This window comes from Halorientalis litorea (assembly GCF_023028225.1).
Classification (GTDB): Archaea; Halobacteriota; Halobacteria; order Halobacteriales; family Haloarculaceae; genus Halorientalis; species Halorientalis litorea.
Map to the genome: position 1 here is coordinate 1,577,817 of NZ_CP095482.1, position 26,120 is coordinate 1,603,936.

The window sequence follows — 26,120 nt, forward strand, 5'->3', positions numbered from 1 at the left end:
AGCGGCAGTTTTTCGCCCACGTTCTTGCGCGAGTGGTTCGCGCGGAGCGCGAACCCGAGCGGAAAAAGGTGGCTAGTCGTCAGCAGGCGTCGCCGTGTCGCCGGTTTCCGTCGCGCCGGCACTCACGCCGCCCTCCTCGATGGCCTCGACGAGCAGTTCGGCCACGTCGACGATTTCGATGTCGTCCTCGTAGCCGCCCGTCTTGCGCCCGTCCTCGTACATCGTCATGCACATCGGGCAGGCGACGACGAACTTCTCGACGCCCGCGCCCGCGTCGGTGTCTTCGAGTGCCTCGCGGATGCGCTCCTCGCTTGCCTTCTCGTCTTCCTCGTGTTCGAGCCAGAGGCCGCCACCGCCACCGCCACAGCAGTAGGAGTTGTCGCGGTTGCGGGGCATCTCGTCGAGCGTACACCCGGTGGCACGGATGAGTTCGCGCGGGGCCTCGTACTCGTCGTTGAACCGGCCGAGGTGACACGGGTCGTGGTAGGTGACGGTGTAGTCGAGTTCGTCACCGCGGAGGCCGAGCGCGCCCCGGTCGACCATGTCCTCGACGGCCTGGGTCCAGTGGTAGACCTCCGTGTCGCCGTGGGCGTTCCAGAAGCCCTCGATGTCGAAGTCCATCATCGGGTCGTCGGCGAACTCCTCGAAGTCGACCTCCGGGTACTCGTTCTTGAACGTGTTGTACGAGTGAGGGTCGGTACAGACGATTTTGTCGGCGTCGACGTCTTGGAAGTTCTCGACCATCGTGGCGGCCTGTTCGACGAACAGGAACTCCTCGCCGACCCGCCGGATGTCGTTGCCGTCGTACACCTCGTCCTCGTAGAGGATGCCGAACTCCACGTCGGCTTCCTCGAACAGGCGGGCCAGCGACCGGGCCACCTTCTTGTTCCGGTCGTCGTAGGACGGGTAGTCGCCGACGTACCAGAGGTACTCGACGTCCTCCTCGCGGGCGTCGGCCACGTCGAACTCCAGTTCGTCGGCCCAGTCGCCGCGGTTGCGCTGGGAGTCGCCGAAGGTGTTGCCCTTCTGCATGACGTTCTGGAAGACGTCCTGCAGGCTGGGCTGAATCTCGCCCTCGTCGGTCAACTGGCGGTTCAGCCGGGTGAACGTCTTGAGGTGCTCGATTTCGACGGGGCAGGCGTCCATGCAGGCCATGCAGGCCATGCAGGACTCCATCGTCTCGGCCTGAATCACGGCGTCGTCCGAATCGGCGATAATCTCTTTCTCGTCGCCGCCGTTGTCGACGTGTTCGCGGTAGTTCTTCAGGTCGAGAATCACGTCCCGCGGGCTGAGGTTGCGCCCGGAGGCGTTGGCCGGACAGACCGAGGTACACCGGCCACACTTCGTACAGGCGTCCTGGTCGAGCATCTCCTTCCACGAGAACGACTCGATGGACTCGGCACCGGTGTCGGCGTCCAAGTCGGCCGGGATGCCCGGGAGCCGTTTGCCCGCCTTCTCGTCGCGGGTGACGACGTTGGCGAAGGAGGATATCATGTGGAACGGCTTGGCGTAGGGAATCGCCGCGATGAACACGAACGCGAGCAGGGCGTGGGACCACCACGAGATGGGATAGAGGAACAGGGCCGCCTGCTGGTCGACGCCGACGGTGGTGAGCGTGTCGGCGACGAACCAGCCGACGAAACTCACCGTCTCGAAACTCGGGAAGTCCTGTGCGACGATGCGGATGCCCTCTTGGACGAACCCGCCGACACCGAGCAGGAACAACGACCAGATGAACAGGTCGTCCTCGGGGCTGGCGTTGGGACCGAACAGTCGTTCCTTGCGGACGACGTACCGTCGGTACATCGCGATACCGATGCCGACGACGAACAGCAGGCCCATGAAGTCCATCACGAGCGAGTACGAGAGATAGAAGTCACCGACGAAGAAGGACATCCGCTCGCCGAGGAAGAACTGCGTCAGATTGCGGAAGAAGTCCATGTCGATGGCGAGGATAGTCGTCCCGATGAGGAGGGTGAGAAAGCCCCACATGATAAAGGAGTGCATCAGGCCACCGACGAGGTCGCGGTTGTACTGTTTCTCGTTCGAGCCGACTATCTTGGTCGCGCTGACGATGCGCGAACCGAGGTCGTCGACTCTGTCGAACCAATCTTCGCTCCCGTCCGTGTAACGGTTGAACCGCTGGTAGACCCCCCAGACGAACACGGCGATGGTCACGGCCGCGAGGTAGTAGAACACGACCTCGCCGACGTGCCCGATGCGCCACATGGTGGGTCGGGTGATGGGTTCCCCCGCCTGCAACGGCAATGCCATATTGTCTCACGCGGGAACCTACGCGCTTAAGTCTTGCCAACCGCCCGGAAACCGACGGTAGGAAACGGTTTTCGAGTTGTTCCTCCCTCGCTACGGCGGCAACAAATTTATATCCCCACACGGCCGCGTTCAGCACCCATGGACGAGAAGACGGAGGAACTGCGGGACATCTTCATGGACGTGGCCGAGGACGGCACCGTCACCGAGTCACAGGCCGCCGAGCGCGGGTCGCTCGCGGACACCGACGAGGCCGACGTGGCCGACCGCGTCGCCGCCGTGGTCGAGCGGATGCGCGACCGCTACGACTTCGCCACCGACCTCCCGACGGCGGACCTCGTGACCGTCGTCCGCGGGTTCTACGACGGCGACGACGACGCGGCCATCGCCGACGCCATCGACGGAGACCCCGCGACGGTGTTCGCCGCCCGGATGGACCTCCACCTTCTCGCCGACGCCGACACCGAGTTCGGCTTCGACCTCGACGCCTTCCGGGACCGTCTCGACGCCGAGGGACCGGACTCGGAGACCCTCGGCACGGAGTTCGACACCGACCCCGAGACGGCCGCCCGCGCCCGCCGCGTGTTGGCCACGAAGGTCGCAGTTCGGCGGGTCAGTCACCGCTTCCAGAGCGAGTTCGAGGACGCCATCCCCGACGCCGCCCTCGCCGTACACCTCACCGCCGCCGCCCGGGAGGATGGCCTCGAAGAGGCCGCCGAGGACATCGAGACCGACACCAAACTGTGACGGTCGCCGCCCGAACGTTCAAGTACCGGAGCGGAACCACGCCGACGTATGCACACCTTCCGGGACGTGGAGACGGCGGCGTACTGCCCGCGCAAACTCTACTACCGTCGCCGGGCTGGCCCGCCCGACGTGCCCGACGACGTGGCGGCCTGCCGGAGCCTCGCCTTCGAGTACGACCGTCTCCTCGCCGCCGACGCGGACTTGCTGGCCGCGCCCATCGAGGTGTCCCCGACCACCTATCGCTCCCGCCTCGGGTCGGTCAAGAGTCGCCTCGACTACTGGGACCGTCTCGTCGACCCCGAGACACGCGAAGCGATGCTGGAGGGCCGGGAGTGTCGCGGCGTCGCGCACAAAGTCCTCGATGACCCGCTGGTTCCGTCACTGGTGTTCGCCGGAACGCCGCCCGAAGAGGGCGTCTGGGAACCGCAGACGGTGCGACTGGTCGCCGCGGCGAAAGCCCTCGCGTGGGAACGGGAGACGCCCGTCGAGTTCGCTGTCGCCGAGTACCCCGCCCACGGCGTCGTCCGCGAGGTACCGATGACGACCCGGCGGAAGGCCGCCTACCGACGGGCGGTCCGAACCGCCGACAGCACCGACGGGCCACCGGGACGCGTCGAGAACGACGCCAAGTGCCGACCGTGTGAGTTCCGCACCGAGTGTGGCGTTCGCACTCGGTCGGCGCGCTCGCTGCTCTGACCACCGCTACGCTGATGCGGCAGTCGCGTGTACGCGCGAGCATGCACGTGTTCGTCTACGGGACGCTTACCGACCCGGACCGCGCTGGAACCGTCCTCGACGAGTTCGAGTACCGCGGGCCGGCGGAGCTAACGGGCCTCCGCCGGATTGACGGGTGCTATCCGACGCTGGTCCCCGGTGGGCGGACGAGCGGGCGACTCCTCTGGACGCCCGAGTGCGCGACACTCGACCGCTACGAGGGCGTCGAGTCGGGACTGTACGTTCGGGTGTCCGTCCCGTACACGGGAGGCGCGGACGCGCCGTCTACGGTGTCCGTCTACGTCGGTGACCCCGAGCGACTGGACGCATCCGAAGCGTGGCCGAGCACTGACCCGTTCCCTGAAACCGTCAGACGGTACTGCTCGATGTCCGATGTGTCAGTACACCGGGTATAGCACTCGGTGATTTATATAGGAAAATCAGCGTCAGTCCACCGTCTGACAGGGGTCATATCTCGACGCCTTCTTGCGGTTTTTTGCTTCTTCCGTCTCCGCGGGGTTTAAGTATCTCTGGGCTCCCAGTACGAGTGCAGTCACACGCTCCTTTCCGCAAGACGTTAACTCCCCGTAGTGGCAAGCACGGCTATGATAGAACTCGCCGACGTGTTGGATGCCCGTGACCGGGTGGCCGAGACGGCACGACACACGCCACTCGAGTACTCACATACCTTCTCGGAGATGACCGGTGCCGACGTCCACCTGAAACTGGAGACGTTCCAGCGGACGGGGTCGTTCAAGATACGCGGAGCGACGAATCGCATCGCAACGCTCACCCCTGCCGAACAGGAGGCCGGTGTCGTCACGGCGAGTGCCGGCAACCACGCCCAAGGCGTCGCGCTGGCGGCGACCCGGATGGGCGTCGACTCGACTGTCGTGATGCCCGAAACCGCGCCCGTCTCGAAGGTACAGGCGACCCGCAACTACGGTGCGGAGGTCGTCCTCCACGGCGACGACTACAGCGAGGCGGCCGACCACGCCCACGAACTCGAACGCGAGGGCGGGCGCACGTACGTCCACGCCTTCGACGACCCGGCGGTGATGGCCGGGCAGGGGACGCTCGGCCTCGAAATCTACGAGGACTTGCCGGAGGTCGAGACGGTCGTCTGTGCCATCGGCGGCGGCGGCATCGTCTCCGGTGTCGCCACCGCGCTGAAGGGCAAACGCGACGACATCCGCGTCGTCGGCGTTCAAGCCGAGGGGGCCGCCAGTGCCGCCGAATCGCTGGCGAAAGGCGAAATCGTCGAACGCGAGGGCGTGAACACCATCGCGGACGGCATCGCCACCAGACGGGTCGGTGACCGCCCCTTCGAGGTCATCGAGAAACGCGTCGACGAGGTGGTGACCGTCTCGGACTCCGAGATCGCGGTGGCGGTGACGAAACTCCTCGAACGCTCCAAGACACTCGTCGAGGGGGCTGGCGCGGTACCGTTGGCGGCCATTCTCGAATCGAAGTTCGACTACGCGAATGACGAAGTCATCGTCCCCGGCCTCTGTGGCGGCAACATCGACCTCAACGTCCTCACGACGGTCATCATGCGCGGCCTCGTCGAGACGGGGCGATATCTCCGCGTCCGCACCGTCCTCACCGACCGCCCCGGCGCGCTCGAAGAGTTGACGAACATCCTCTCACGACACCAGGCGAATATCTACGCCATCCGCCACGACCGCACCTCCCGGGACGTGGCGATGAACGACGCCGAAGTCGAGTTGGACCTCGAAACGCGCGGCCACGACCACGTCGCGGCCCTCCTCGATGCCCTCGAAGACCACGGCTACGAGACCGAAGTGCTGGTCTGACCCCTCGCGCTTAAGTCCGTGCGGGGACCCGACTCCCGTATGAAACGGACTATCAGCACGGACGACGCGCCCGCGGCCGTCGGCGCGTACAGTCAGGCGACGGCGACCGACGACGTGGTGTTCACGGCCGGACAGATACCGCTGACACCCGACGGCGAACTGCTGGCCGACGCACCCATCGCCGAACAGACCGAACAGGCACTCGACAACGTCGCCGCCGTCCTCGCCGCCGCCGACGCGAGCATGGCCGACGTGCTGAAAGTCACCGTCTACCTCGACGACATCGACGACTTCGACGCGATGAACGAGACGTACGCGACGTACTTCGAGACGGAGCCACCGGCCAGAAGTGCCGTCGAGGCCGCCGCGCTCCCGAAAGGTGTCGGCGTCGAGATAGAGGCGGTCGCCACGACGGATGGAGCGACGGACCAAGCGTAGCCTCCTGTGGGGCGTCGTCGGCGCGCTCTCCTTTCTCGTCCTCCTACAGGGGTACGAGTTGGTGACGGGCGAGTTCGTCGATGTCCCAGTGAAGTTCGGGACGGCACTGGCGGTGCTGGTCGGAGCGACGGCCCTCACGTACCGCGTCGAGGGCTGCCCGCCCGACCCGAACGAAAGGACTTAAACACGACAGCGGGGTAGTGTGGTCTGAGCCAGGATGGCCGAACGGTAAGGCGCACGCCTGGAAAGCGTGTTCCCTTCCGGGATTCTGGGTTCAAATCCCAGTCCTGGCGTCTTCTGCCGCGAACCACCCGGCGAGCACCTCGTGTGCTCGCTCCCGTGAGCGGCGAAGCGACGTACTGGATTTGAAGCACGCGAGTCGCAGCACCCGAGCGAAGCGAGGGTGACCGTCTCGCAATCGGGTTCAAATCCCAGTCCGTACCATCTTTTTCCCGCTCGGGTGCGCTGCGCGCACCACTCGCGGCAAAAACATGGGTGAAAAAGGCCGGACGCGAGCCGCTGGCTCGCGTCCGAGTGCTGTGCTCGTCCGCTACCGCGCCGCACAGCACCGCGGACTGATTTGTTTCCTCGCTCGACTCTCGTCCCTCATCGAGTAGCGCGTCAGTTTCTGCGGCAGAAGTCATGCACGAAGATTGAAATGATATGCCGACCCACTCCCGTCTATGGGTATCTTCGCCCGCCTCAAGATGGGATGGTCCCTGTCGATGGATAGCCTCCGCGTCCTCCGCAAACAGCCGGAACTGGCCCTCTTCCCGCTCCTGAGTGGCGTGGCCGGGTTACTGTTCGTCGGCCTGCTGTTCGGGGGGTCGCTGGTCCTCAACCTCTTCGAGGGCGTGGCCGGGTACGTCGTCCTCTTCCTGTTCTACTTCGGGACGGCGTTCATCGCGTCGTTTTTCAACGCCGCGCTGGTCTACAGTGCCCGCGAGTCATTCGAGGAGCGCGAACCCTCGGTCAAGTCGGGGCTCGCGGCCGCGTGGCGACACCGGACGCCGCTGTTCGCGTGGGCCGCCATTTCGGCGACAGTCGGCCTGCTACTACGGGCCATCGAGAGTCAGGACAACATCGTCGCCTCCGTCGTGGCCATCTTCGTCAGCGTCGCGTGGTCGATTATCACCTACTTCATCGTCCCCGTCATCGTCTTTGAGGACGTAGGGGTCCGCGAGATGTTCACGCGGAGCGGCGAGACGTTCAAGAACACGTGGGGTGAGACGGCCGGCGCGAGTTTCGGCGTCGGACTGGTGACCGTCCTGTTCACGCTCGTCGGCGTCGCCATCGCCGCCGTGTTGTTCTTCACTCTCGGGAGCGCGCTGGGCGGTCCGGGCGTTCTGGTCGCCGTCGCCGTCGCCGCTGTCGTCGTCGTGTCGATGTTCCTGCTGTCCTCGGCACTGGGTGCTATCGCCAAAACCGCACTGTACGTCTACGCGACGGAGGGGAAACGCCCCCCGGAGTTCGAGAACGTCGACTTCGAGCGGACGGGCACGTGACCCGACGGGTACATAAGTCGCCTGCATAGTCGGGGAAAGCCGGAAAAACGACCCGTCCGTGGAGGTGGTATGTCACACACCATAGAGGAGACGACGATAGAGACGTCGGGACTGGAATTTGCAGCACTGACGTGCGGCGACGGTGACGACGCCGCCCTCCTCCTACACGGGTTCCCCGACTCACCGCATACCTTCGAACCGTTGTTGGAGCGACTGGCCGACGCCGGCTACACCGCCGTCGCACCCTACATGCGGGGGTACGGCGACACCGAACGGCCGGCAGTCGAACCGGGGAACTACACGCCGCTCATGCTCGGGTCGGACGTGTTCTCGCTGCTCGGAACGTTCGACGACGACGACCCGTTGGTCGTCGGCCACGACTGGGGAGCCATCGCCGCGACGACGGCCGCGGCGTCGAACGGGAGCCAATTCGGCACCTGCGTGACGATGGCTGTGCCGCCGAACTTCATGCCACAACTCGACGACTACGCCGGGCAGGCACTCCGGAGTTGGTACATGACGGAGTTCCAAATCCCGGGCCACGGCGAGGACATCCTCCGGCGCGACGACTTCGCGCTGATAGACCGACTCTGGCGGCTCTGGAGCCCCGACTGGACCAAAGACGAGGCCCACCTCGAACGAATCAAGGAGACGTTCCGCACGGGCGAGACGGTGGAGGCCGCACTCATGTACTACCGCGACTTCTTCGACATGTTCCTCTCCCGGCCACGGGACCAGTTAGAAATCGGCGGCATCGACGTGCCGACGCTCCTCCTCGCGGGTGCGCACGACGGCTGTATCAGCGCGGACCTGTTCGAGACGGCACCCGAGTGTTACGACGCCCGAGTCGAGCTAGAGGTGCTGAACAACGCCGGCCACTTCCACCACGCCGAACGACCCGACGCCGTGGCCGACCGGATACTCTCGTTCGTCGACTCTTAAACGGGGGACGAGACCCGCCCCGACGCAGACACGAAGCTTTGGCAATCGGGCACACGGATTTCGGCCGACGCATCTGCTGTCTGTCGATTCTGTCCGTTCGTCCCGCTGCCCGTGGACCGCACCGGGCCGCCAGCAGTACGATGGGTTTATATAGAAGCACTTTCAATCATTCGATGATTATGAGTCAGCAGCGCATGCGCGGTCAGCCGATGGTCATCATGGGCGAGGACGCCCAGCGGATGAAGGACAAGGACGCGCAGGAACACAACATCGCGGCGGCGCGCGCAGTCGCGGAATCTGTACAGTCCACCCTCGGTCCGAAGGGCATGGACAAGATGCTCGTCTCCTCGATGGGGTCGGTCACCGTCACCAACGACGGCGTGACGATTCTGCAGGAGATGGACATCGACAACCCGACGGCCGAGATGATCGTCGAGGTCGCCGAGACACAGGAGGACGAGGCCGGTGACGGGACGACCACCGCCGTCGCCACCGCTGGCGAACTCCTCAAGCAGGCACAGGACCTGCTGGACCAGGACATCCACCCGACGGCCATCATTCGCGGGTTCGACCTCGCGAGCAAGCGGGCACAGGAGGAAATCGGCAACATCGCAGAGGACGTCGACCGACAGGACGAGGAAATCCTCCGTAAGGTCGCCGAGACGTCGATGACCGGCAAGGGTGCGGAACTCAACAAGGAACACCTCAGCCAAATCCTCGTCGACGCCGTTCAGGCCGTCACCGTGGAGGCCGACGACGGGTCGCTCATCCCGGACATGGAGTTCCTCAACATCGAGACTCAGACCGGCCGCTCGGCCGGCGACTCCGAACTCCTCACCGGCGCGGTCATCGACAAGGACCCCGTCCACGAGGACATGCCCACGGACCTCGAGGACGCCGACGCCCTCCTCCTCGACCGGGCTATCGAAGTCGAGGAAGCCGAAGCCGACGCCTCCCTCTCGGTCGACAGCCCCGACCAGCTCCAGCAGTTCATCGAGCAGGAGGAACAGCAACTCCGCGAGCAGGTCGACAAAATCGCCGAGAGCGGTGCCGATGTCGTCTTCTGCCAGAAGGGTATCGACGACATGGCCCAGCACTACCTCGCCAAGGAGGGCATCCTCGCCCTCCGCCGGGTCAAGAAGTCCGACCTCCAGTTCCTCAAGGAGGTCCTCGGTGGGGCCATCGTCTCCGACCTCGACACCCTCACGAGCGAGGACCTCGGCCGCGGGTCGCTCGACTACGACGGGGACGCCGAACTGTTCTACGTCGAAGGGGAAGACAGCCACGGCGTGACGCTCCTGCTCCGTGGTTCGACCGACCACGTCGTGGACGAACTCGAACGCGGCGTCACCGACGCGCTCGACGTCGTCGCATCCACCGTCTCTGACGGTCGCGTGCTGGCCGGCGGCGGTGCGGTCGAAGTCGAACTCGCGGACCGTATCCGCGACTACGCCGACTCCGTCGAGGGCCGCGAGCAGTTGGCCGTCGAGGCCTTCGGCGACGCGCTCGAACTCGTCCCGCGCGTCCTCGCCGAGAACTCCGGCCTGGACCCCATCGACACGCTCGTCGACCTGCGGTCCGCCCACGAGAACGGCGACACCCGCGCCGGACTGAACGTGTTCACCGGCGACGTGGTGGACACTCTCGACGCCGGCGTGGTCGAACCCGCGCACGCGAAAGAGCAGGCACTCTCCTCTGCCACCGAGGCCGCGAACCTCGTCCTGAAGATAGACGACATCATCGCTGCCGACGAACTCTCGACCGAGGGCGACGAGGAAGAGGGCGGCCCCGGCGGCGCGCCCGGCGGTATGGGCGGCGGCATGGGCGGCATGGGCGGCATGGGCGGCATGATGTGAGGCCACCCCGCCGCGTGACCCCTGTCGTATAGCTCGCTCACCGTTCGGACACGCTTTTCGTATCAGATTGCGGACTCGTCGCTACGCTGCTCGGCGACGGGTGTCATCTCACTGCTGGCTCGCTCGAACCCGTCGGCCCAGAGGCTGGCGGCGACTATCAGCGCGTAGAACCCGACGAACGCGCTGATGATGGCTCCGGGGAACGGAATCGAGTTGAGCACGCCCGCGATGGCTCCCGCGAGGATGAGGACGGCGACGGAAACGAGCCACGCGACGGCGTAGTCACGGTCGAGTATCACCGCTCGGATGACCTCGAAGTCGAACGCCGCACCGAACTCCTCGGTGCGGGCGAAGTTGACGATAGCGGCCACCGCGACGTACCCGAACAGCAGCGACAGCGCGGTCGTGGCCAGCAAGCCGATACCGAGGCCCGCCAGTCCCGTCGCCACCCCGGCATTGGTCCCGGTCGCCATGGCGGCGATGGACCCACCGATCGTGACCGCACCCACGACGAGCGGGACGAGCAGGTACACGATACTGACGACCCACACCTGCAGCCCGTCGACGAGCAGAGCCCCCCAGTTCTCGAACACCGGGGGCTCGGGGGTGTCGGCCGTACGCTCCTGAACGACGCGGACGGCGTACCCGTACACGAGAAACAGCGGGAACAACAGGAACCCGAACAGCGTGAGGACGCCACCGATGGCGACTGTCTGCAGCCACTCGTCACTCTCTGTCGGGTACCGCAGTGCGCGTTCTATCATACCACCGGTGTCTCACCCCGGGCCGATAGGTATACACACGTTACCATACGACGTGGCGTTCGTTGGGTGGGTAACCGTATCTTTCCCGACCGGTCTCCCCGGCGGCCACGCCGTCACACCGCCCGACGGTCCGCCGTGTCTCGGCTGGAGGGGAAAACTAAGTGCCGTGCAACACCACGTCGGCGTATGGAGACGCTCTTGTTGGGACCCGACGCCGTCGAGGACGCGACGCAGTGGCCGGCGGTCGTCGAGGCCGTCGGTGACGCCTTCGCGGCCTACGCTTGCGGGGACGCACAGATGCCCGCCAAATCGTACATCGACCTGCCACAGTACGACGGGGATTTCCGGTCGATGCCGGCCTACCTCGACGCCGAGGGATGGGACGGCGCGGGCGTCAAGTGGGTCAACTCCCACCCCGAGAACCCCGAGCAGTTCGACCTGCCCACCGTCATGGGGACGATGATATACTCCGACCCCGAAACCGCAGTGCCGCTGGCGATTCTCGACGGGACGACGCTCACCCGCAAACGGACGGGCGCGGCCGCCGCCGTCGCCACCGACCACCTCGCCGTCGCCGACGCCACCTCGCTGGGACTGGTCGGCGCGGGCGTCCAAGCCGGGGCGCAACTCGAAGCGATTGCGACCGTCCGGGACATCGAGACGGTGGTCGTGGCCGACAAGGACGCCGACGCGGTGGCGGCGTTCGCCGACGCCTACGGCGACCGCTTCTCGGTCCGCGAGGGGAGTATCGCGGAGGCCGCCGCCTGTGACGTGGTGTCGACGACGACGCCCGTCACCGACCCCATCGTGGCCCGCGACGCCGTCGGCGACCACACCCACGTCAACGCCATGGGGGCCGACGCCGAGGGGAAACACGAACTCGCAGACGTCCTGTTGCTCGACGCGAAAGTCGTCATCGACGACCACGCCCAGTGTACCCACTCGGGCGAAATCAACGTCCCCTACGCTGCCGGGACGCTCACCGACGCCGACATCCACGCGGAACTGGGCGACGTGGTCGTTGGTGCCGCGACGGGCCGTACCGACGGCGACGGCGTCACCGTCTTCGACTCGACCGGGTTGGCGATTCAGGACGTGGCGGCCGCACACGTCGTCTACGAGTACGCCCGCAAGAACGACGTGGGGACGGCCATGGAACTCGTCGCGACGGAGTGAGGGGACCCTCGCTCAGGCGAGATGGATAGCAGGCCGGAACGGGACGGCGTCGCTGGCCTTCCCGTCCGGGTCGGTCACGTCCGGGTCGTCCTCGGCGGACACCTCGATGTCGGCGTCGAACTCGTCGGCGAGGAAGCGCGCCGCCGACTCGTAGACCGACACCTCGTCGATGTCGCCGAGGGCGGCCAGTTCGTCGTCCTCGCGTTCCCTCACGATGTCCACGAGGTCCTGCACCAACTCGTTGACCGCGTCGCCCCTCTCGCGCAGGTCCGGGTCCTGCATGACCTCGCCCATCACCGTGCCCACGTCGGGACCGGTCTCACGAACGGTGTCGAACACGTCGTGCTTCCAGTCGGCGGCCGCGTAGACCCGCACGGTGTCGGGGTCCGTCCCGGTCACGTCCACGATGTCGTGGATGTCGTCGGTCACCTGCTCTATCAGGCTCTCTTCGAGTTCCGTCCGCTCGCTCTCGAACTCGGGGTCGGGTTCGGGCCAGTCGGCGTCCTCGGCGGGCGTCCCGGTCAGTTGCTCGTGGAGTTCGTTCGCCATGAACGGGACGAACGGCGCGAGCAGTCTGAGACGCGTCCGGAGAACCTCACGGAGCGTCCACTTCGCGCCCGGTCGGTCCAAGTCCGCCCGCCGCCGGTACCACTTGAGGTGTTCCTCGAAGTTGTAGAATATCGTCTGGGAGGCCGTCCGGGTCTCGAAGCCCTCCATCGCCGCGGTGGCCTCGCGGACGGTCCCCTGCAGTTTCGAGAGCAACCACCGGTCGACGTGGTCCAACTCTTCGGCCGCCCCGTCGGGCACGTCCGTCTCGATGACCTCCCGTGCCCGCGACCAGAACCGCTCTAACTGGTCCCGAGTCGAGGCGACGGCGTCGGCCCGCCAGTCGTAGTCCTGCCACGGCTCCGCGGAGTTGAGCAGGAAGAAGCGAACGGTGTCGGCCCCGTACTCCTCGATTGCCTTCGACGGCAGGACGACGTGCCCCTTCGAGGAGGACATCTTCTCGCCTTCCAGCAGGCCCATCCCCATGATGGTGATGCCCTCGGGCCACTCCTCGGGGTCGAACAGTTCGGCGTGGTGGAACAGGAAGAAGGTGAGGTGGTTCTGGATGAGGTCGTTGGCCGAACACCGGTAGTCGACCGGGTACCAGTGGTCCCACTCCTCGCGGAGTTCCAGTGCCGTCTCGTCGGGGTCCTCCACCGCGTCTTCGCCGTAGAACAGCGTGTCGAAAAAGTCGCGGTCCAACTCCTCGACGGGCACGTCCTGAATCCGGTGGGCGATGGTGTAGTAGGACATGTACACCGTCGAGTCCGAGAGCGGTTCGATGACGAACTCGTCGTCCCACGGGAGGTGCGTCCCGAGGCCGTAGTTGCGGATGCAGGGCCACTCTTCGAGCCAATCGATGGTGTGGTCGTACTGCTCGCGGGTGTTCTCCGGGATGGCCGTGAGGTTCTCGACGGCGCGGTGGGCCGCCGCCTTCCAGTCTTCGTCGTTGTACGTGAGGAACCACGTGTCCTGTTTCGCCACCGCGACCTCGCCGCCGCACCGACAGACCACGTCCTCGGTGAACTCGTACATCTCGTCGAACGCGCCCGTCTCCTGGTGGTGGGAACGGAACGCCTCGCGGACGTTCTCGACGGTTTCGCCGGCGAACTCGCCGTACGCCTCTATCATCGTCCCGCTGTGGAACTCGTCCTGATAGAGGTCGGCGGTCACGTCCTCCAGTTCGGGGTCGTCGCTTCCCTCGATGCCCGCCGCCTCGACGGCGTCGCGGGCCGGTATCTCGCCGTACCCTTCGATGGTCAGAATCGGAATCGGCTCGATTGCCTGCACGTCGGCGGGGTCGATGCCGTACTCGGCCATTCGGTCCTCGTCGGCTTTGGCCTCCTGCAGGGCCACGTAGTCGTCCGGCGAGTGGGCCGGGACGGACATCACGACGCCGGTGGCGTTGTCGGTGTCCACGAACGTCGCGGGCAGAATCACCACCTCGTCGCCGGTGATGGGGTTGGTGACCGTCTCGCCGACCAGCTCCGCGCCGTCCAGTTCCGTCAGTACCTCCACGTCCCGTTCCTGCAGGCGGAGTTTCTCGACGGCGTCGGCCGAGACGACCCACGTCTCACTGTCCACGGTGGCGCGGACGTACTCGCCCTCGGGGTGGACGTAGGCGTTCGTGACGCCCCGAACCGTCTCCGGGCGGAGCGTCGCCATCGGCGCGATGGTGTCCGCCCCGCCGATGTCGGACTCGAACTTGACGAGCGTGTACTCCTGAAACTCGGCGTCCTCGCCTTCCAACAGGTCGTGGGTGGTGACCGGGTTGTGTTCGTTCGTACAGAACTTCACCGGGTGGAGCCCCTTCTCCAGTCGGCCCCGGTCACGGAGCGTCTCGTACTGCCACGTGATGAACTTCGAGTAGCGGTCGTCGTTGGTGGTGAACTCCCGCCGCCAGTCGATAGAGAGTCCGAGTTGCTTCATCCCCCGCTTGTAGTGGTTCTCGATGAAGTAGCGGGCGTAGCCCATCGGCGTTTCGAGGTCCGACAGGGTATCCTCGGGAACGTCGTACGTGTCACTGAGGACCGACAGTTGGTCCTCCTCACCTTTCTTCAGCCGCTCGACGGCCCCGACGATGGGGGTACCGGTGACGTGCCACGCGATGGGAAAGAGGACGTTGTCGCCCTGCAGTCTCCGATAGCGAGCGTACACGTCCGGTACCGTGTAGGTCCGGCAGTGCCCGATGTGCATGCCGCCGCTGGGGTAGGGGTAGGGGACGGTGATGAACGTCGGGTCGTCCGCACCCGGGTCGGCTTCGTACCGGCCCGCCTCCGCCCAGCGGTCACGCCACGCTGCTTCGAGTTCCTGGGGCTCGTAATTCATACTACGTGGTTCAGGACGGCCGCCTAAAATAACTACCATCCGCGCCGCGTCCAGCGGCCATCTCGCGTCCGCTCGCTCAGTGCTCGCCGTCGCACTCCGGGGGAACCCACGGGAGTTCCGCGGGGAGCGACTCGCCGCGGTCGGTGGTCGTGACGCCCCCGTCGTCCCACTCGACGAGTCCCGCGTCCACGAGTTTCGGGACGTGGACGTGGTGGAGTGCCGTCACCACGTCCGCCTCGTCGCTCGTCGCCACACCGTCGGCGTCCGCGAGTCGCCCGGCCAGTTCCGGTATCGACGCCGCCCCGTCGACGGCCCGGAGATGTGCGAGTGTCAGCCGTCGCCGCTCGTCCGCGAGTGCCCCGAACACCTCGTCGCTCGTCCCGCCCACTCCCGTTTGCTCGGACATCGAAGTCATATTACCCGTCCTGTAGTAAAAAAGTGTCAATCTGACATACTCTCGTCATCTACATCGTTCGACGTGTGGCTCACGCCAGCGTGACGAGGCCGTCGTCGAGCAAGTCGAGTAGTACGTCCCGGGCGTGTCCGTCCGGACTGACGCCGGTGTAGACGCGGTGGATTTCCCTGTCGGCCAGCACGAACGTCGTTCGTGGCGTCGTCTCGCCCGGTGCCGTGCGCTCGACACCGAAGGCCGCGGCCACCTCGCCGTCCGGGTCGGCCAGTAGGTCGAACGCGACGCCGGTGTCGGCGGCGAACTCGCGGTGTGAGTCGACGCCGTCCGTCGAGACGCCGTACACCTCGACGCCGGCGTCGTCGTACGTCTCCCGTTCACGGGTGAACTGCTCCGCTTCGGTCGTACAGCCCGGGGTCCCGTCGGCGGGGTAGAAGTACAGGACCGTCGGGTCGTCGAACGTTGGCGACACCGGGTCGCCGTGCTGATTCGGAGCCGTCAGGTCGGGTGCTGGGTCGCCCACGTCGAGCATACCGTCCCTTTCGAGGCCGGAGCCTGAAGGCGTTTTCCGTCGGTCACTCGACGGGAATCTCCGTCTCGTCCTCGGCCGTCGCCTTCGGGAGCCTGACGGTCAGGACGCCGTTCTCGTGGGTCGCGCTCGCCTCGCTCTCGGTCACGTCCTCGGGGAGCGAGACGGTCCGGTTCAGCGACCGCTCGCTCCGCTCCCGTCTGATGTATCGGTAGTCGTCCTCGCTTGCTTCCCGTTCGCTCTCGGTTTCGGCGGTGGCCGTGATACGGACCGTCCGCGGGTCCGGGAGCGTCACCTCGATGTCGTCGCTCCCGTACCCCGGCACGTCGGCGGTCATCTCGAACGCGTCGCCGTGGTCCGCGAGGTCGACGGCGAACCCGCCGCCCGTCGGTTCGAGTCCATCGAGCCCGCCGCTGAACTGGTCGAAAAACCGCTCTATCTCCTCGAAGGGGCTGTCTCGTGCCATAGTGCTCACGGGGGACTGTCCCGTCCGGGACTACCACCCGCGGTACATTGACTTTTGCCCCGCACGGCCCGCGGTCAGTCGAGGACGTGTTCGGTGTCGTAGGAGCCGAGGCGGCGGACCCAGCCGTTCTCGGCGATGGCCTCGATGTCTTCGAGTGCCGCTTGTGCGCGCTCCTCGTAGAGGCCCGCCGAGATGTCGATGTGGAACACGTAGTCGCCCAACCGTTCGCCGCTGGGCCGTGACTCGACCCGCGTCATGTTGATGTCGCGTTCGGCGAACGGTTCGAGCATCTCCAACAGCAAGCCGGGGTAGTCGACGTTCGGGTATACGATGAGCGACGTCTTGCCGCCGGCGTCGGACCGCTGGCTGGCGGGCGCGACGACGACGAACCGCGTGGCGTTGGAACTGCGGTCCTGAATGTCCTCGGCGAGAATCTGCAGGTCCTCGCCCGCGGTGTCGGGATGGCCGATGGCGGCCACGTCCGGGTCCGCACGGGCGCGCTCGACGCCGCGCGCCGTGCTGGCGACGGCCTCCGTGTCTACGTCCGGGTACTCCGATTCGAGGTAACTCCGACACTGCGCGAGTGCTTGGGGGTGGCTGGCGACCACCTCGAAGTCGTCGCCCTGTGCCAGCAGCGCGTGTCGAATCGGCGTGATGAGTTCCCGGACGACGGCCACGTCGTACTCGGTGAAGGCGTCGAGCGACTCCGTGACGCTCCCCTCGATGCTGTTCTCGACGGGGACCACGCCGCGGTCGTACTCCCCGTCGGCCACCGCCTCGACGATGGCCGTCACCGACTCGGTGAACGACACCTCGTCGGCGACGGCCGTCGCCGCCCGGTGAGAGTACGTCCCCGACGGGCCGAGCGTGAGTGCTTCCATGTCCCCCGATTCTCCCTTCGGGGAGAAAAACGCCGCGGTAGCCGTCCCGGTGTCGCCACGCGCGCCGTCACGCCTCGTCGAGTCGGACGAACCGAAGTTGCAGGTACAACCGGAGCATCGTGAGGACGATACACCCGGTGAATGCGAACACGGCTAGCTCGGCGACTGACAGCCCCACGCCCGAGGCGGCGAAGGGATTGATACCGTCCATCGAGGCCACGTAACTCTCGATAGCCCGTCCGCCCGCGAGGCCGAGCAGGAAGTAAATCACGGTCAAACCGATGGCCGCGCCGCCCGCCCCGAATCCGAGATACGACGCGAAGTCCTCCACGTTGAGGACCGTCGTCGCCTGTCGCTCTGTCAGCGGATACCGGCGGATTCGGTACAGTGCCGCCCCGACGAGCAACAGTGCGGTGAACAGTTCGATGCCGGCCCCGACCAGTCCCAACAGCAGTACCCTCGGTGACGCGAGTGCCGGGTCCACCGACGGCACGTACTCCGCGACCGTCGCCGGAAACAGCGCGTACAGCGGCAACAACAGTGTAACCCCGCCGAGAAGGGCGATTTGCCACGTCAACTTCGTCGGGAGCGGCTGTGAGAAGTACGTCTCGCGCTGGAGGCGTAACCGCTCGTACGTCGACCCCGACAGGAACACCCGCGTTATCGAATCGTCCTCGTTCTCTGTGTCTGGCTCCATGCTCTCTCCCATCGTCTCCACTACGTACCCGTCTCTATCGAAATGGTAGCTATATCTCTTTTGATGATCAAACAATCGACATGCCGGGCGGTACGTAACCGGGATATGAAATTATACGACGGCCGATAACACGTTCGCCCTCAGCGATTCAGCGTGTGGATGGCTTCCCCTCGCGCGTTCGCGGCGGCCTCTTTCACGGCTTCCGAGAGCGTCGGATGCGTGTGAACCGTCGCGGCCACGTCCTCCAGCGTCGCGCCCATCTCGACGGCGAGCGTGGCTTCCGCGAGCAGTTCCGAGGCCTCCGGGGCGACTATCTGGGCACCGAGGACGAACTCGCCGTCGGCGTCGGCGACGACCCGGACGAACCCCTCGCTCTCGGCGAGCGTGAGTGCCCGCCCGTTGCCTCGCAGTCGCATCTCGCCGACCACGGGGTCGAAGCCGACCTCGGCGGCCTCGGCTTCGGTCAGGCCGACGGTACCGATTTCGGGGTCGGTGAACACCGCCGCGGGCATCGCCTGCTGGTCGAGGGCGGCGGGTTCGCCCGCGATGACCTCCGCGGCCACTTCCCCCTCGACCATCCCCTTGTGTGCGAGCATCGGTTCGCCCGCCACGTCGCCGACGGCGAAGACGTGGTCGCGGTTCGTCCGCGCCGTCTCGTCCGTCGGCACGAAGCCGTTCTCGCCCGTCTCCACACCGACCGCGTCGAGTGCTGCCGTGTCCGTCACCGGTTCCCGACCCACCGCCACGAGTACCCGGTCGGCCGCGTACTCGGCGACGGTGCCGTCCTCGCTCTCGGTCCTGACCGTGAGGCCGTCGCCGTCGTCGGTCCAGTCCTCGGCGGCCTCCCCGAAGTTGAACTCGACGCCCAACGACTCGGCGCGCCGCCTGACGACCCGGGTCACGTCCTCCTCGTAGCCCGGCAGTGCCGAGTCCAGTGCCTCCACGACGGTCACCGCACTCCCGGCCTTGGCGAACACCGTCGCCAACTCCATGCCGATGTAGCCCGCGCCGACGACGAGCAGTCGGTCCGGCACGTCGTCGAGTGCCAGCGCGTGTCGCGAGGAGAGGACGTTCTCACCGTCGAAGGCGAACCCCGGGAGTTCGACCGGACGGCTCCCCGTGGCGAGGACGGCGTGTTCGAACTCGATGGACTCGGACCCCTGCCCCTCGCCGCCGTGGGCGACACGGGCGGTGTACTCGCCCGTGAACTCCGCCGTCCCCTCGATTAGATTGACGCCGTTGCCCTTGCAGAGTTTCTCGACGCCCGAGGTGAGGTGGTCGACCACCTCCGCCTTCCAGTCGACCATCTCGGCCATGTCGACGGTCGGGTCCGCGTGGACGCCCATCTCCGCACCCTCGCGGGCGCGGTGTGCGAGGTCCGTCGCGGAGATGAGTGCCTTCGAGGGAATGCACCCGTGGTTGAGGCAGGTCCCGCCGTAGGCGTCTCTCTCGACGAGCGTCACGTCGAGGTCTAGCTGTGCCGCGCGGATGGCCGCGACGTACCCGCCGGGTCCGGCCCCGATGACGAGTACGTCCGTGCCAGTCGTAACGTCGCCGACGACCATACGCGCCCGAACGTGGCCCCGGGTGTTGAGTCCACGGGTCGGCCCCCCGATTTATCCAACCGTCCGTTCATTGTCTGTCCATGTCTGACTCACAGGCTACCTTCGAGGTGTACCGCGACGAGGCCGACGAGTGGCGCTGGCGACTCGTCCACGACAACGGTAACATCATCGCCGACAGCGGCGAGGGCTACAGCACCCGGCAGAACGCCGAGAAGGGACTCCGAAGCGTCAAAGAGAACGCGCCCGGCGCGGACGTTCACGTCGTGGAGTAATGACCGACAAGAGTGATGGCCTGTTGATGAATGGGGGCGCGGTGGCGGTCGATAGGGTGCGTCTGAGGCTCTCCAACTGACTGCCGTCGACGACTCCCTTGCAAACGCAAAGCCACGGCCAAAACCAGCCCGGCATCCAGACTTCGTGGGGCGCGATTACGTTCGTGACAAAGAACCACCGAGGCACGACGACTGACAGCAATTTAATATACGTCTCGGAATATATCTGCCACAGTGCCAACTCTCCGCGATACCCTCCGCGTGGGGGAGCGACAGCGACCGAGCGGACTGGCGGTGACGCTCGTGATTTCCCTGCTTCTGGTACTTGAGCGGGTCTGGCCGCGCCTGTACGGCCACGCACTTACGACTGACCCGGCAGTCTACATGGCTGGCGGAATGCAATTCGCTCATGGCCAACTCCCGTACGTCCATCTCTGGGATATCAAGCCGCCTGCCATCCACGAGACGGTTGGACTGGCGGCACTCGTGACTGGACGCAACCCGGAACTCACCTACATCGTCGTCCTCGCACTGACGGTCACGACGGTCATCGCGATGGTGGGTACTACCTTCCGTCTGGTCGAGGACCTGACCGGCGACGCGGCCGCCGCCAGCGTGGGCGCGCTCTCACTGCTGGTCTACCCGGAGACAATCCAAATGCTGACCGGCGGGCCGCGAGTCAAGTACTTCGCTGCGGCGTTCACACTGGCGGCGGTCTACTGCTACCGCCTCGACCGACCAGTCGCGACGGGCGTGACGGCGGGCCTCGCGGCGGCGTACTGGCAACCTGCCGTACTCGTCGTTGTCGGCGTCGCCGTCGGTGTGGTCGTCGAGGACCGCGAGTCACCGCGACTGTCGCGTCGCCGGGTTGGTATCCTCGGCGGCCTGCTCGCGACGGCGGCAGTCGTCGTCGCGCCGTGGGTCCTGACTGGTAAGTTGACGCCATTAGTTGGACAGACAGTCCTCGCACCGGTGCTGTTCTCCTCGGGTGCGGGTCCGGCGACGGCGGCCCCGAACATCGCGGCCCGGTTGGGCTGGTTCGGTGTCGGTGCCGTTGGCTTCGGTGTGGTCGGGATAGCGGTCACACTCCGACGCGTCGGCCGTCGCGACGAACGGGGCGTGTGGCTGATTGCGTTCGTCGGAGCATCAGCCCTCGGACTCACGACGGTGCAACACGGCGGCTCGGACCTCATCTGGACCGTCGCGATGCTCGCCCCGTGCGTCGGCTTGGCCGTCGCCCAATTCCCTCGTCGTCTCCCGATTGGTCCGACAGTTATTCCAGTCACGCTCCTGCTCGTCGGACTCGTAATCGTCGGCGCGCTCGTTGGGGGTGTGGTCGGTGGCGACCGCTATACCGACGCGTCGCTTGCAGACACGTACTGGGACGGTAAGTCGACGGCCGCGGACTGTCACTGGCGGATGTCCGGTCACGAACGGGCGTACATCGAGCGAACAGGCGTCACGGACCGTGACACCTGTTGGGGGACGCGGGTTGACGAAGGACTCGACGCGATACTTGGATGACCACAGCGGCTTGACTCCGGCTGGTCGCCGTCGATGAGTCTTTCCAAAACGCAAAGCGGCAGTTGTAACTAGCCGTCGGCCGCCGCGTCACGCGTCTCCGGGTCGGGACCGTCCCGGCCCGAGGTCCCTCGGACCCGCCCGAGACCGGTCGGGAGCGCGTACAGGAGGACGACGGCGACGGCCGCCCCCGACAGCGGGAACAGGAGCAGGGCACGGACGAGTCGGCCGATACCGCGGCCGAACGGCGAGAGGACACCGACGACCAGCGCGGCCAGAAACCACGCGCCGGCCGCCACGAGGACGGCCACGTTCTCGCGGAGATGTCCTTCGATGTCGACCGGCGTGTGCGGTGGGTCACGCACCAACGCTTCCGTCCGACTCCCGACGTAGAGCAGTGCCATCACGACACCAGCCAGTCGGAAGCCGAACGCGACGGTTTCGGCGTTCGCCACCACGGCGAGCGCGTTCCAGAACAGGAGGACGGCGGCCACGGGGACGCTCTCGCGGAACAGTCGCTCGGGTTCGATAGCGGGGAACATACGGTGGGCCAGACTCATCGGCCCGTGGAAAAACTACTGCCATCACTCCAACAGGAGCAGTTCCGGGTCCCGAAGGTAGTCCATCACGGTGTTCGTGAACCGTGCGGCCTCCGCGCCGTCGACGACGCGGTGGTCGATAGACAGCGAGAGTGGCAGGACGTGGCGCGGGGCGACGGACGATTCGCCGTCATCCTCGATTACCCACGGCCGCTCCCGCACCGCACCGAGGCCCAGAATCGCCGTCTCCGGGTAGTTGATGACCGGCGTGGCGTACTCCCCGCCGATGGCCCCGAAGTTCGTGACGGTGAACGTCCCGCCCTGCATCTCCTCGCGGGCGATGGAGCGGTCGCGGGCTTTCTCGACCAACGTCCGCGTCTCCGCCGCGATGTCGAGAATCGACTTCTCGTCGACGTGTTCCACCACGGGGACCATCAGCCCCGCGTCCGTCGCGGTGGCGATGCCGACGTTGTAGTCGCCGTGGACGACGATTTCCCCGGCGTCCTCGTCCAGTCGCGAGTTGAGAATCGGGTACTCACGCAGGCCGGCGACGACGGCCTTCAGGACGAACGGGAGGTACGTCAGGTCCACGCCCCGGTCGGCCGCCCGCGACTGCGAGCGGTCGCGCATCTCGACCAATTCCGTCACGTCCTCCCTGTCGTGGTGAGTGACGTGGGGTGCGGTGAACTTCGACTGCTCCATCTGCTCGCCGATGGTCCGGCGGACGCCACGGTAGGGGACGCGCTCGGCGACGCCCGGTGTGGTCGCCTCCTCGTCGGTGTCACCGGCCGAGACGCGCTCGGCGTCCGCCGGGTCCGCGTCTGCCGCGCCCGCCGCCGACGCCGCGGCGGCGTCGGCGGCCTGTGCCGCCTGCTGTGTCTCGGCGTACTCCCGGACGGCCTCGGCGGTGACGAACGCCTCGCCGTCGCGCCGTTCGGTCGCCGGGACCGAACCGAGGTCAACGTCGAGTTCGCGGGCCACGCCGCGGGTCGACGGCACCGCGAGCGTCCGCTCACGGGTCGACGCCGTCCCGTCGTCTACCGCCGCCGACGCGTCGGGGTCGGCTGTCTCGCCCGTACCCTCTCCCGTGTCGGCCGCCTCGCCGTCGGCGGCGGCACGCACGTCTCCTTCGGTCACGCGGCCGCTCGGTCCCGACCCCTCGACCGCACTGATGTCGACGCCGAGCTCGCGGGCTAGTCGGCGCGCGCTCGGCGCGGCGAACACGCGCCCGTCCGCCGGGGTGTCGCCGTTTCCGGTGGCACCGCTCGCTCCCGCCGGTTCCGTGTCGCCCGTGGTCGCCGCTTCGTCCGTCTCCTCGCCCGCCTCGTCGAACACGATGATGACCTCGCCGACCGGAACCACCTCGCCGGCCGCCGCCCGCAGTTCCGCGACGGTGCCGTCGACGGGGGACGGGACTTCGACGACGGCCTTGTCCGTCTCGACTTCCACGACCGGTTGGTCCTCGGTCACGCTGTCGCCGGGGGCGACCAGCCACTGGATGATTTCGCCCTCGGCGACGCCCTCGCCCACATCGGGGAGTTCGAACGCGAGCATATCAGAACTCGACCGTCTCGCGGATGCCGTCGGCCACGCGCTCGGCTTCGGGCAGGTAGTAGTCTTCGAGGGCGTACAGCGGGTACGGCGTGTCGAACCCGGTTACCCGGCCGATGGGGGCCTCCTGATACAGCAGGGCCTCCTCCTGAATCGTGGCGGTAATCTCGCCCGCCAAGCCGCCGGTCTTGGGGGCCTCGTGGACCACGACAGCCCGCCCCGTCTTCCGGAAGGAGTCGAGGATGGCGTCCTCGTCCAGCGGCGAGAGGGTCCGCAGGTCCACGACTTCACAGTCGATGCCCTCTTCGGCGAGAGTCTCGGCGGCCTCCATCGTCGGGCGGGTCATCGCGCCCCAGGTGAACACCGACACGTCCGTCCCCTCGCGGCGGACGGCCGCCTCGCCCAGCGGGACAGTGTAGTTCTCGTCCGGAACCGGTTCCCGGAACGCTCTGTAGATGAGTTTCGGTTCGAGGAAGACGACCGGGTCGGGGTCGCGGATGGCCGACGCGAGCAACCCCTTCGTGTCGTGTGGCGTCGAGGGGATGACGACTTTCAGTCCCGGCTCGTGGACGAAAAATGCCTCCTTGGACTCGGAGTGGTGTTCCGGTGCGCGGATGCCGCCGCCGTAGGGTGCCCGCACGACGAGCGGGCAGGTGAACCGCCCCCTGCTTCGGGTGCGCAGGCGGGCGGCGTGGCTGATTATCTGGTCGAACGCCGGGTAGATGAACCCCATGAACTGTATCTCGGGGACGGGACGCAGGCCGTAGGCGGCCATGCCGATGGCAGTCCCGACGATGCCCGACTCCGCGAGCGGGGTGTCGACGACCCGCTTCTCGCCGAACTCCTCGACGAGGCCCTGCGTGGCGCGGAACACGCCGCCGTTCGCGCCCACGTCCTCGCCCATCACGAGTACGTCTTCGTCCCGTTGCATCTCGCCGTACAGGCCGTCCCGGACCGCCTGCACGAGCGTCAACTCCTGTGTGTCCGCCGCCGTTTCGCTCATGCCTCACCTCCGTGCTGTCCCGTACTGCCGGTGGCCAACCCGCTGTCCATGCTAGCTAGTCTGTGGCACTAGGGCAAAAAGGGGTGGGGCGGCGGGGCCGTCACCCGCCGGTCACGCTGATGTTGTTGCGCGTGACGTGGAGGTAGGTCAGGTCGGGGTCGGACCCGATGCCGACGTTCGGGTCGATACTGGGGTCGTACTGGACGTTGGTGACGCTCGGGTTGCCGCCACCGTTGACGTTCGCCGTCCGTGCGACGACCGCGCCGACGAAGTTGCTCGCCGACCCACCACCGTCGATGTCGAACTCGGACCCCGGCGCGTAGATGAGTCCGTGAAACTCTGGGTTCCCGCTTCCCGACGCGAAGTCAGCACTCGAGTGAACGAACACGAGAAGTCGGTCGGGGTTCGTCGAGTCGGTGTTCACGTTCGGGCCGCCGTCGAGTTCGACGGTCCCGTTCACGTAGAACTCGGTCCGGTTCGGCCCTTGGATGTCGAAGTGCTGTGTCCCGGGTGGACCGCCGCCGCCCTGCCAGTCGACGTCGCCGTCGACGACGATGGTCGTGTTCCCGTCCGACGTGTCGACTGTCGTCCCGTCGGGGATCGTAACGTCGCTGTCCGCGTAGTACGTCCCCTCGTCGAGGTTCGGGAGGTTCGCGGCGAGGTCCAGACAGCCGCTGGGTTCACAGTCGTCTATCTCCCGTTCCACTGCCGAGTCGGCGGACGGATAGTTCACGCCGCGCTGGACGGGACAGGAGTAGACGTTGCTCGACGGGCCACAGTAGTAGGGACTGCCGCTGACCGTGATAGCACCCGAGCCACCCGCCGTGGTTGCGACGGAATAGTCGAAGATGCCGTCGGCAGGTGCGGTGAGGTTGACCGCCGCGAGGTCCTCGGACCGGTCGTGTTCGACTGCTCCGGTGGTCCGCGTTTGGAAGTACCGTGCCCACCCTTCGTGGTATCTGCTCCGGACCTCGACGCGGATGGTCGCCCCCGAAACCGGGTTCGAGAGCGTCTCGTTGGGGAACAACTGTTCGGTGCCGTTGTTCTCGATGGTGAGCGACGACCCGCTCCCGGCGTACTGGTTCTCCACGGTGACGACGGGGAACGTGAGTGTCTGTGCTTGGTAGTGGAACTCTGGCGGCGAGACCATCGTCGTGTTGCCGTCTGCGTGTCGCCAGACGCCACCCCCTTGGTACACGATGTCGGTGTCGCCCACCTCGCTTCGAACCTCGCCGAGCGTCGTGTTCGCTATCACCGTCCGGTTCGTGCCGTCGACGCTGACTATCGTGAGTCGTCCGGTCGTCGGTTCGACGTAGCGCGTGCCGCTTCCGCTCCCGAAGTTCACCTGTCGGACCGACGACGACCCCAAGGCGACGAGACTGGCGTCGCTGTCGAAACTCGCCATCGTGTTCACCGTTTGCTTGGTTTCGTACTGCTCCCCGATGTCACCCAACTGACTCCCACCGAGGATTGCCATTATCGCCATCCCGCTGATGATGACGCCCGTGACGAGGACGAAACCGATGACGGTCGATACCCCACGCTCGTTCCACGATTTGGTACGCTTTCCCATCACAACCCCC

General features: G+C 66.4%; 24 protein-coding genes, 1 tRNA gene and 1 pseudogene. 13 read left to right on the forward strand and 13 right to left on the reverse strand.

What is annotated here, in order from left to right; genetic code table 11:
- Positions 1–72: 72 nt before the first annotated feature.
- Positions 73–2,274 carry a heterodisulfide reductase-related iron-sulfur binding cluster gene (locus MUG95_RS08465; RefSeq protein WP_247005660.1) on the reverse strand — a complete coding sequence of 734 codons (2,202 nt, stop codon included), beginning with the start codon at positions 2,272–2,274 and terminating at the stop codon, positions 73–75.
- 138 nt (positions 2,275–2,412) lie between these two features.
- Here MUG95_RS08465 and MUG95_RS08470 point away from each other — a divergent pair, with 138 nt between their 5' ends.
- The 10 genes from MUG95_RS08470 to thsB all read left to right on the forward strand — a co-directional run bounded on the left by MUG95_RS08470 (position 2,413) and on the right by thsB (position 10,290).
- Positions 2,413–3,018, forward strand: a complete 606-nt coding sequence (locus MUG95_RS08470; protein WP_247005662.1) for a conditioned medium-induced protein 4 — start codon at positions 2,413–2,415, stop codon at positions 3,016–3,018.
- Between the two features lie 48 nt (positions 3,019–3,066).
- The gene (locus MUG95_RS08475) at positions 3,067–3,714 is read left to right on the forward strand and encodes a CRISPR-associated protein Cas4 (protein WP_247005664.1); all 648 of its coding nucleotides are present in this window, start codon (positions 3,067–3,069) and stop codon (positions 3,712–3,714) included.
- Between the two features lie 41 nt (positions 3,715–3,755).
- Positions 3,756–4,148 carry a gamma-glutamylcyclotransferase family protein gene (locus tag MUG95_RS08480; RefSeq protein ID WP_247005666.1) on the forward strand — a complete coding sequence of 131 codons (393 nt, stop codon included), beginning with the start codon at positions 3,756–3,758 and terminating at the stop codon, positions 4,146–4,148.
- A gap of 189 nt (positions 4,149–4,337) precedes the next feature.
- Entirely contained in the window at positions 4,338–5,549 is a 1,212-nt protein-coding gene (ilvA, locus tag MUG95_RS08485) for a threonine ammonia-lyase (protein ID WP_247005670.1), read from the forward strand.
- A 39-nt stretch (positions 5,550–5,588) separates the two neighbouring features.
- Complete coding sequence (locus MUG95_RS08490; RefSeq protein ID WP_247005671.1) at positions 5,589–5,987, forward strand: Rid family detoxifying hydrolase; 399 nt, start codon at positions 5,589–5,591, stop codon at positions 5,985–5,987.
- On the forward strand, positions 5,965–6,171 hold the full coding sequence (locus MUG95_RS08495) for a DUF7981 family protein (RefSeq protein WP_247005672.1): 207 nt from the start codon (positions 5,965–5,967) through the stop codon (positions 6,169–6,171). Before MUG95_RS08490 ends, MUG95_RS08495 begins: the two co-directional genes overlap by 23 nt.
- 27 nt (positions 6,172–6,198) lie before the next feature.
- A tRNA-Ser gene (locus tag MUG95_RS08500) sits at positions 6,199–6,280 on the forward strand.
- A 390-nt stretch (positions 6,281–6,670) separates the two neighbouring features.
- A complete protein-coding gene (locus MUG95_RS08505; RefSeq protein ID WP_247005673.1) occupies positions 6,671–7,492 on the forward strand; it encodes a DUF6159 family protein in 822 nt (273 codons plus the stop codon).
- 69 nt (positions 7,493–7,561) lie between these two features.
- Positions 7,562–8,434: an alpha/beta fold hydrolase gene (locus tag MUG95_RS08510; protein WP_247005674.1), complete on the forward strand. Its 873-nt coding sequence runs from the start codon at positions 7,562–7,564 to the stop codon at positions 8,432–8,434.
- A 179-nt stretch (positions 8,435–8,613) separates the two neighbouring features.
- Positions 8,614–10,290 (forward strand): thermosome subunit beta, encoded by a 1,677-nt coding sequence (gene thsB / locus MUG95_RS08515; RefSeq protein WP_372608169.1) that lies wholly within the window; start codon positions 8,614–8,616, stop codon positions 10,288–10,290.
- A 62-nt stretch (positions 10,291–10,352) separates the two neighbouring features.
- Here the strand turns inward: thsB and MUG95_RS08520 are convergent, their stop codons facing one another.
- On the reverse strand, positions 10,353–11,054 hold the full coding sequence (locus MUG95_RS08520) for a DUF4013 domain-containing protein (RefSeq protein WP_247005676.1): 702 nt from the start codon (positions 11,052–11,054) through the stop codon (positions 10,353–10,355).
- A gap of 186 nt (positions 11,055–11,240) precedes the next feature.
- Here MUG95_RS08520 and MUG95_RS08525 point away from each other — a divergent pair, with 186 nt between their 5' ends.
- Positions 11,241–12,230, forward strand: coding sequence for an ornithine cyclodeaminase family protein (locus MUG95_RS08525; RefSeq protein ID WP_247005678.1), 990 nt, complete (start codon positions 11,241–11,243; stop codon positions 12,228–12,230).
- Positions 12,231–12,242: 12 nt separating this feature from the next.
- Here the strand turns inward: MUG95_RS08525 and leuS are convergent, their stop codons facing one another.
- The 7 genes from leuS to lpdA form a co-directional block, all read right to left on the reverse strand.
- Positions 12,243–15,104, reverse strand: coding sequence for a leucine--tRNA ligase (leuS, locus tag MUG95_RS08530; protein WP_247005679.1), 2,862 nt, complete (start codon positions 15,102–15,104; stop codon positions 12,243–12,245).
- 76 nt (positions 15,105–15,180) lie between these two features.
- On the reverse strand, positions 15,181–15,510 hold the full coding sequence (locus MUG95_RS08535; protein ID WP_247005681.1) for a DUF7344 domain-containing protein: 330 nt from the start codon (positions 15,508–15,510) through the stop codon (positions 15,181–15,183).
- A 79-nt stretch (positions 15,511–15,589) separates the two neighbouring features.
- A complete protein-coding gene (locus MUG95_RS08540) occupies positions 15,590–16,045 on the reverse strand; it encodes a peroxiredoxin (RefSeq protein ID WP_247005683.1) in 456 nt (151 codons plus the stop codon).
- A 43-nt stretch (positions 16,046–16,088) separates the two neighbouring features.
- The gene (locus tag MUG95_RS08545; protein ID WP_247005685.1) at positions 16,089–16,508 is read right to left on the reverse strand and encodes an Hsp20/alpha crystallin family protein; all 420 of its coding nucleotides are present in this window, start codon (positions 16,506–16,508) and stop codon (positions 16,089–16,091) included.
- Between the two features lie 74 nt (positions 16,509–16,582).
- Positions 16,583–17,389 (reverse strand): prephenate dehydratase, encoded by an 807-nt coding sequence (gene pheA, locus MUG95_RS08550; protein WP_247005687.1) that lies wholly within the window; start codon positions 17,387–17,389, stop codon positions 16,583–16,585.
- 67 nt (positions 17,390–17,456) lie between these two features.
- The gene (locus tag MUG95_RS08555; protein ID WP_247005689.1) at positions 17,457–18,086 is read right to left on the reverse strand and encodes a hypothetical protein; all 630 of its coding nucleotides are present in this window, start codon (positions 18,084–18,086) and stop codon (positions 17,457–17,459) included.
- A 140-nt stretch (positions 18,087–18,226) separates the two neighbouring features.
- A complete protein-coding gene (lpdA, locus tag MUG95_RS08560) occupies positions 18,227–19,651 on the reverse strand; it encodes a dihydrolipoyl dehydrogenase (RefSeq protein ID WP_247005690.1) in 1,425 nt (474 codons plus the stop codon).
- 89 nt (positions 19,652–19,740) lie between these two features.
- On the opposite strand from lpdA, the pseudogene MUG95_RS08565 reads away from it, so the two are divergent.
- Positions 19,741–19,923 (forward strand): annotated as a pseudogene (locus tag MUG95_RS08565) (HVO_2922 family protein); the annotation flags it as partial.
- Between the two features lie 234 nt (positions 19,924–20,157).
- Positions 20,158–21,447, forward strand: a complete 1,290-nt coding sequence (locus MUG95_RS08570) for a DolP-mannose mannosyltransferase (RefSeq protein WP_247005694.1) — start codon at positions 20,158–20,160, stop codon at positions 21,445–21,447.
- Positions 21,448–21,515: 68 nt separating this feature from the next.
- Here MUG95_RS08570 and MUG95_RS08575 read toward each other — a convergent pair whose 3' ends face one another.
- The 4 genes from MUG95_RS08575 to MUG95_RS08590 form a co-directional block, all read right to left on the reverse strand.
- The gene (locus MUG95_RS08575; protein ID WP_247005696.1) at positions 21,516–21,986 is read right to left on the reverse strand and encodes a hypothetical protein; all 471 of its coding nucleotides are present in this window, start codon (positions 21,984–21,986) and stop codon (positions 21,516–21,518) included.
- A 42-nt stretch (positions 21,987–22,028) separates the two neighbouring features.
- Positions 22,029–23,537 carry a dihydrolipoamide acetyltransferase family protein gene (locus MUG95_RS08580; RefSeq protein ID WP_247005698.1) on the reverse strand — a complete coding sequence of 503 codons (1,509 nt, stop codon included), beginning with the start codon at positions 23,535–23,537 and terminating at the stop codon, positions 22,029–22,031.
- Between the two features lies 1 nt (position 23,538).
- Positions 23,539–24,537, reverse strand: coding sequence for an alpha-ketoacid dehydrogenase subunit beta (locus MUG95_RS08585; protein WP_247005700.1), 999 nt, complete (start codon positions 24,535–24,537; stop codon positions 23,539–23,541).
- A gap of 100 nt (positions 24,538–24,637) precedes the next feature.
- Positions 24,638–26,110, reverse strand: coding sequence for a DUF7289 family protein (locus MUG95_RS08590; RefSeq protein ID WP_247005702.1), 1,473 nt, complete (start codon positions 26,108–26,110; stop codon positions 24,638–24,640).
- Positions 26,111–26,120 lie beyond the last annotated feature (10 nt).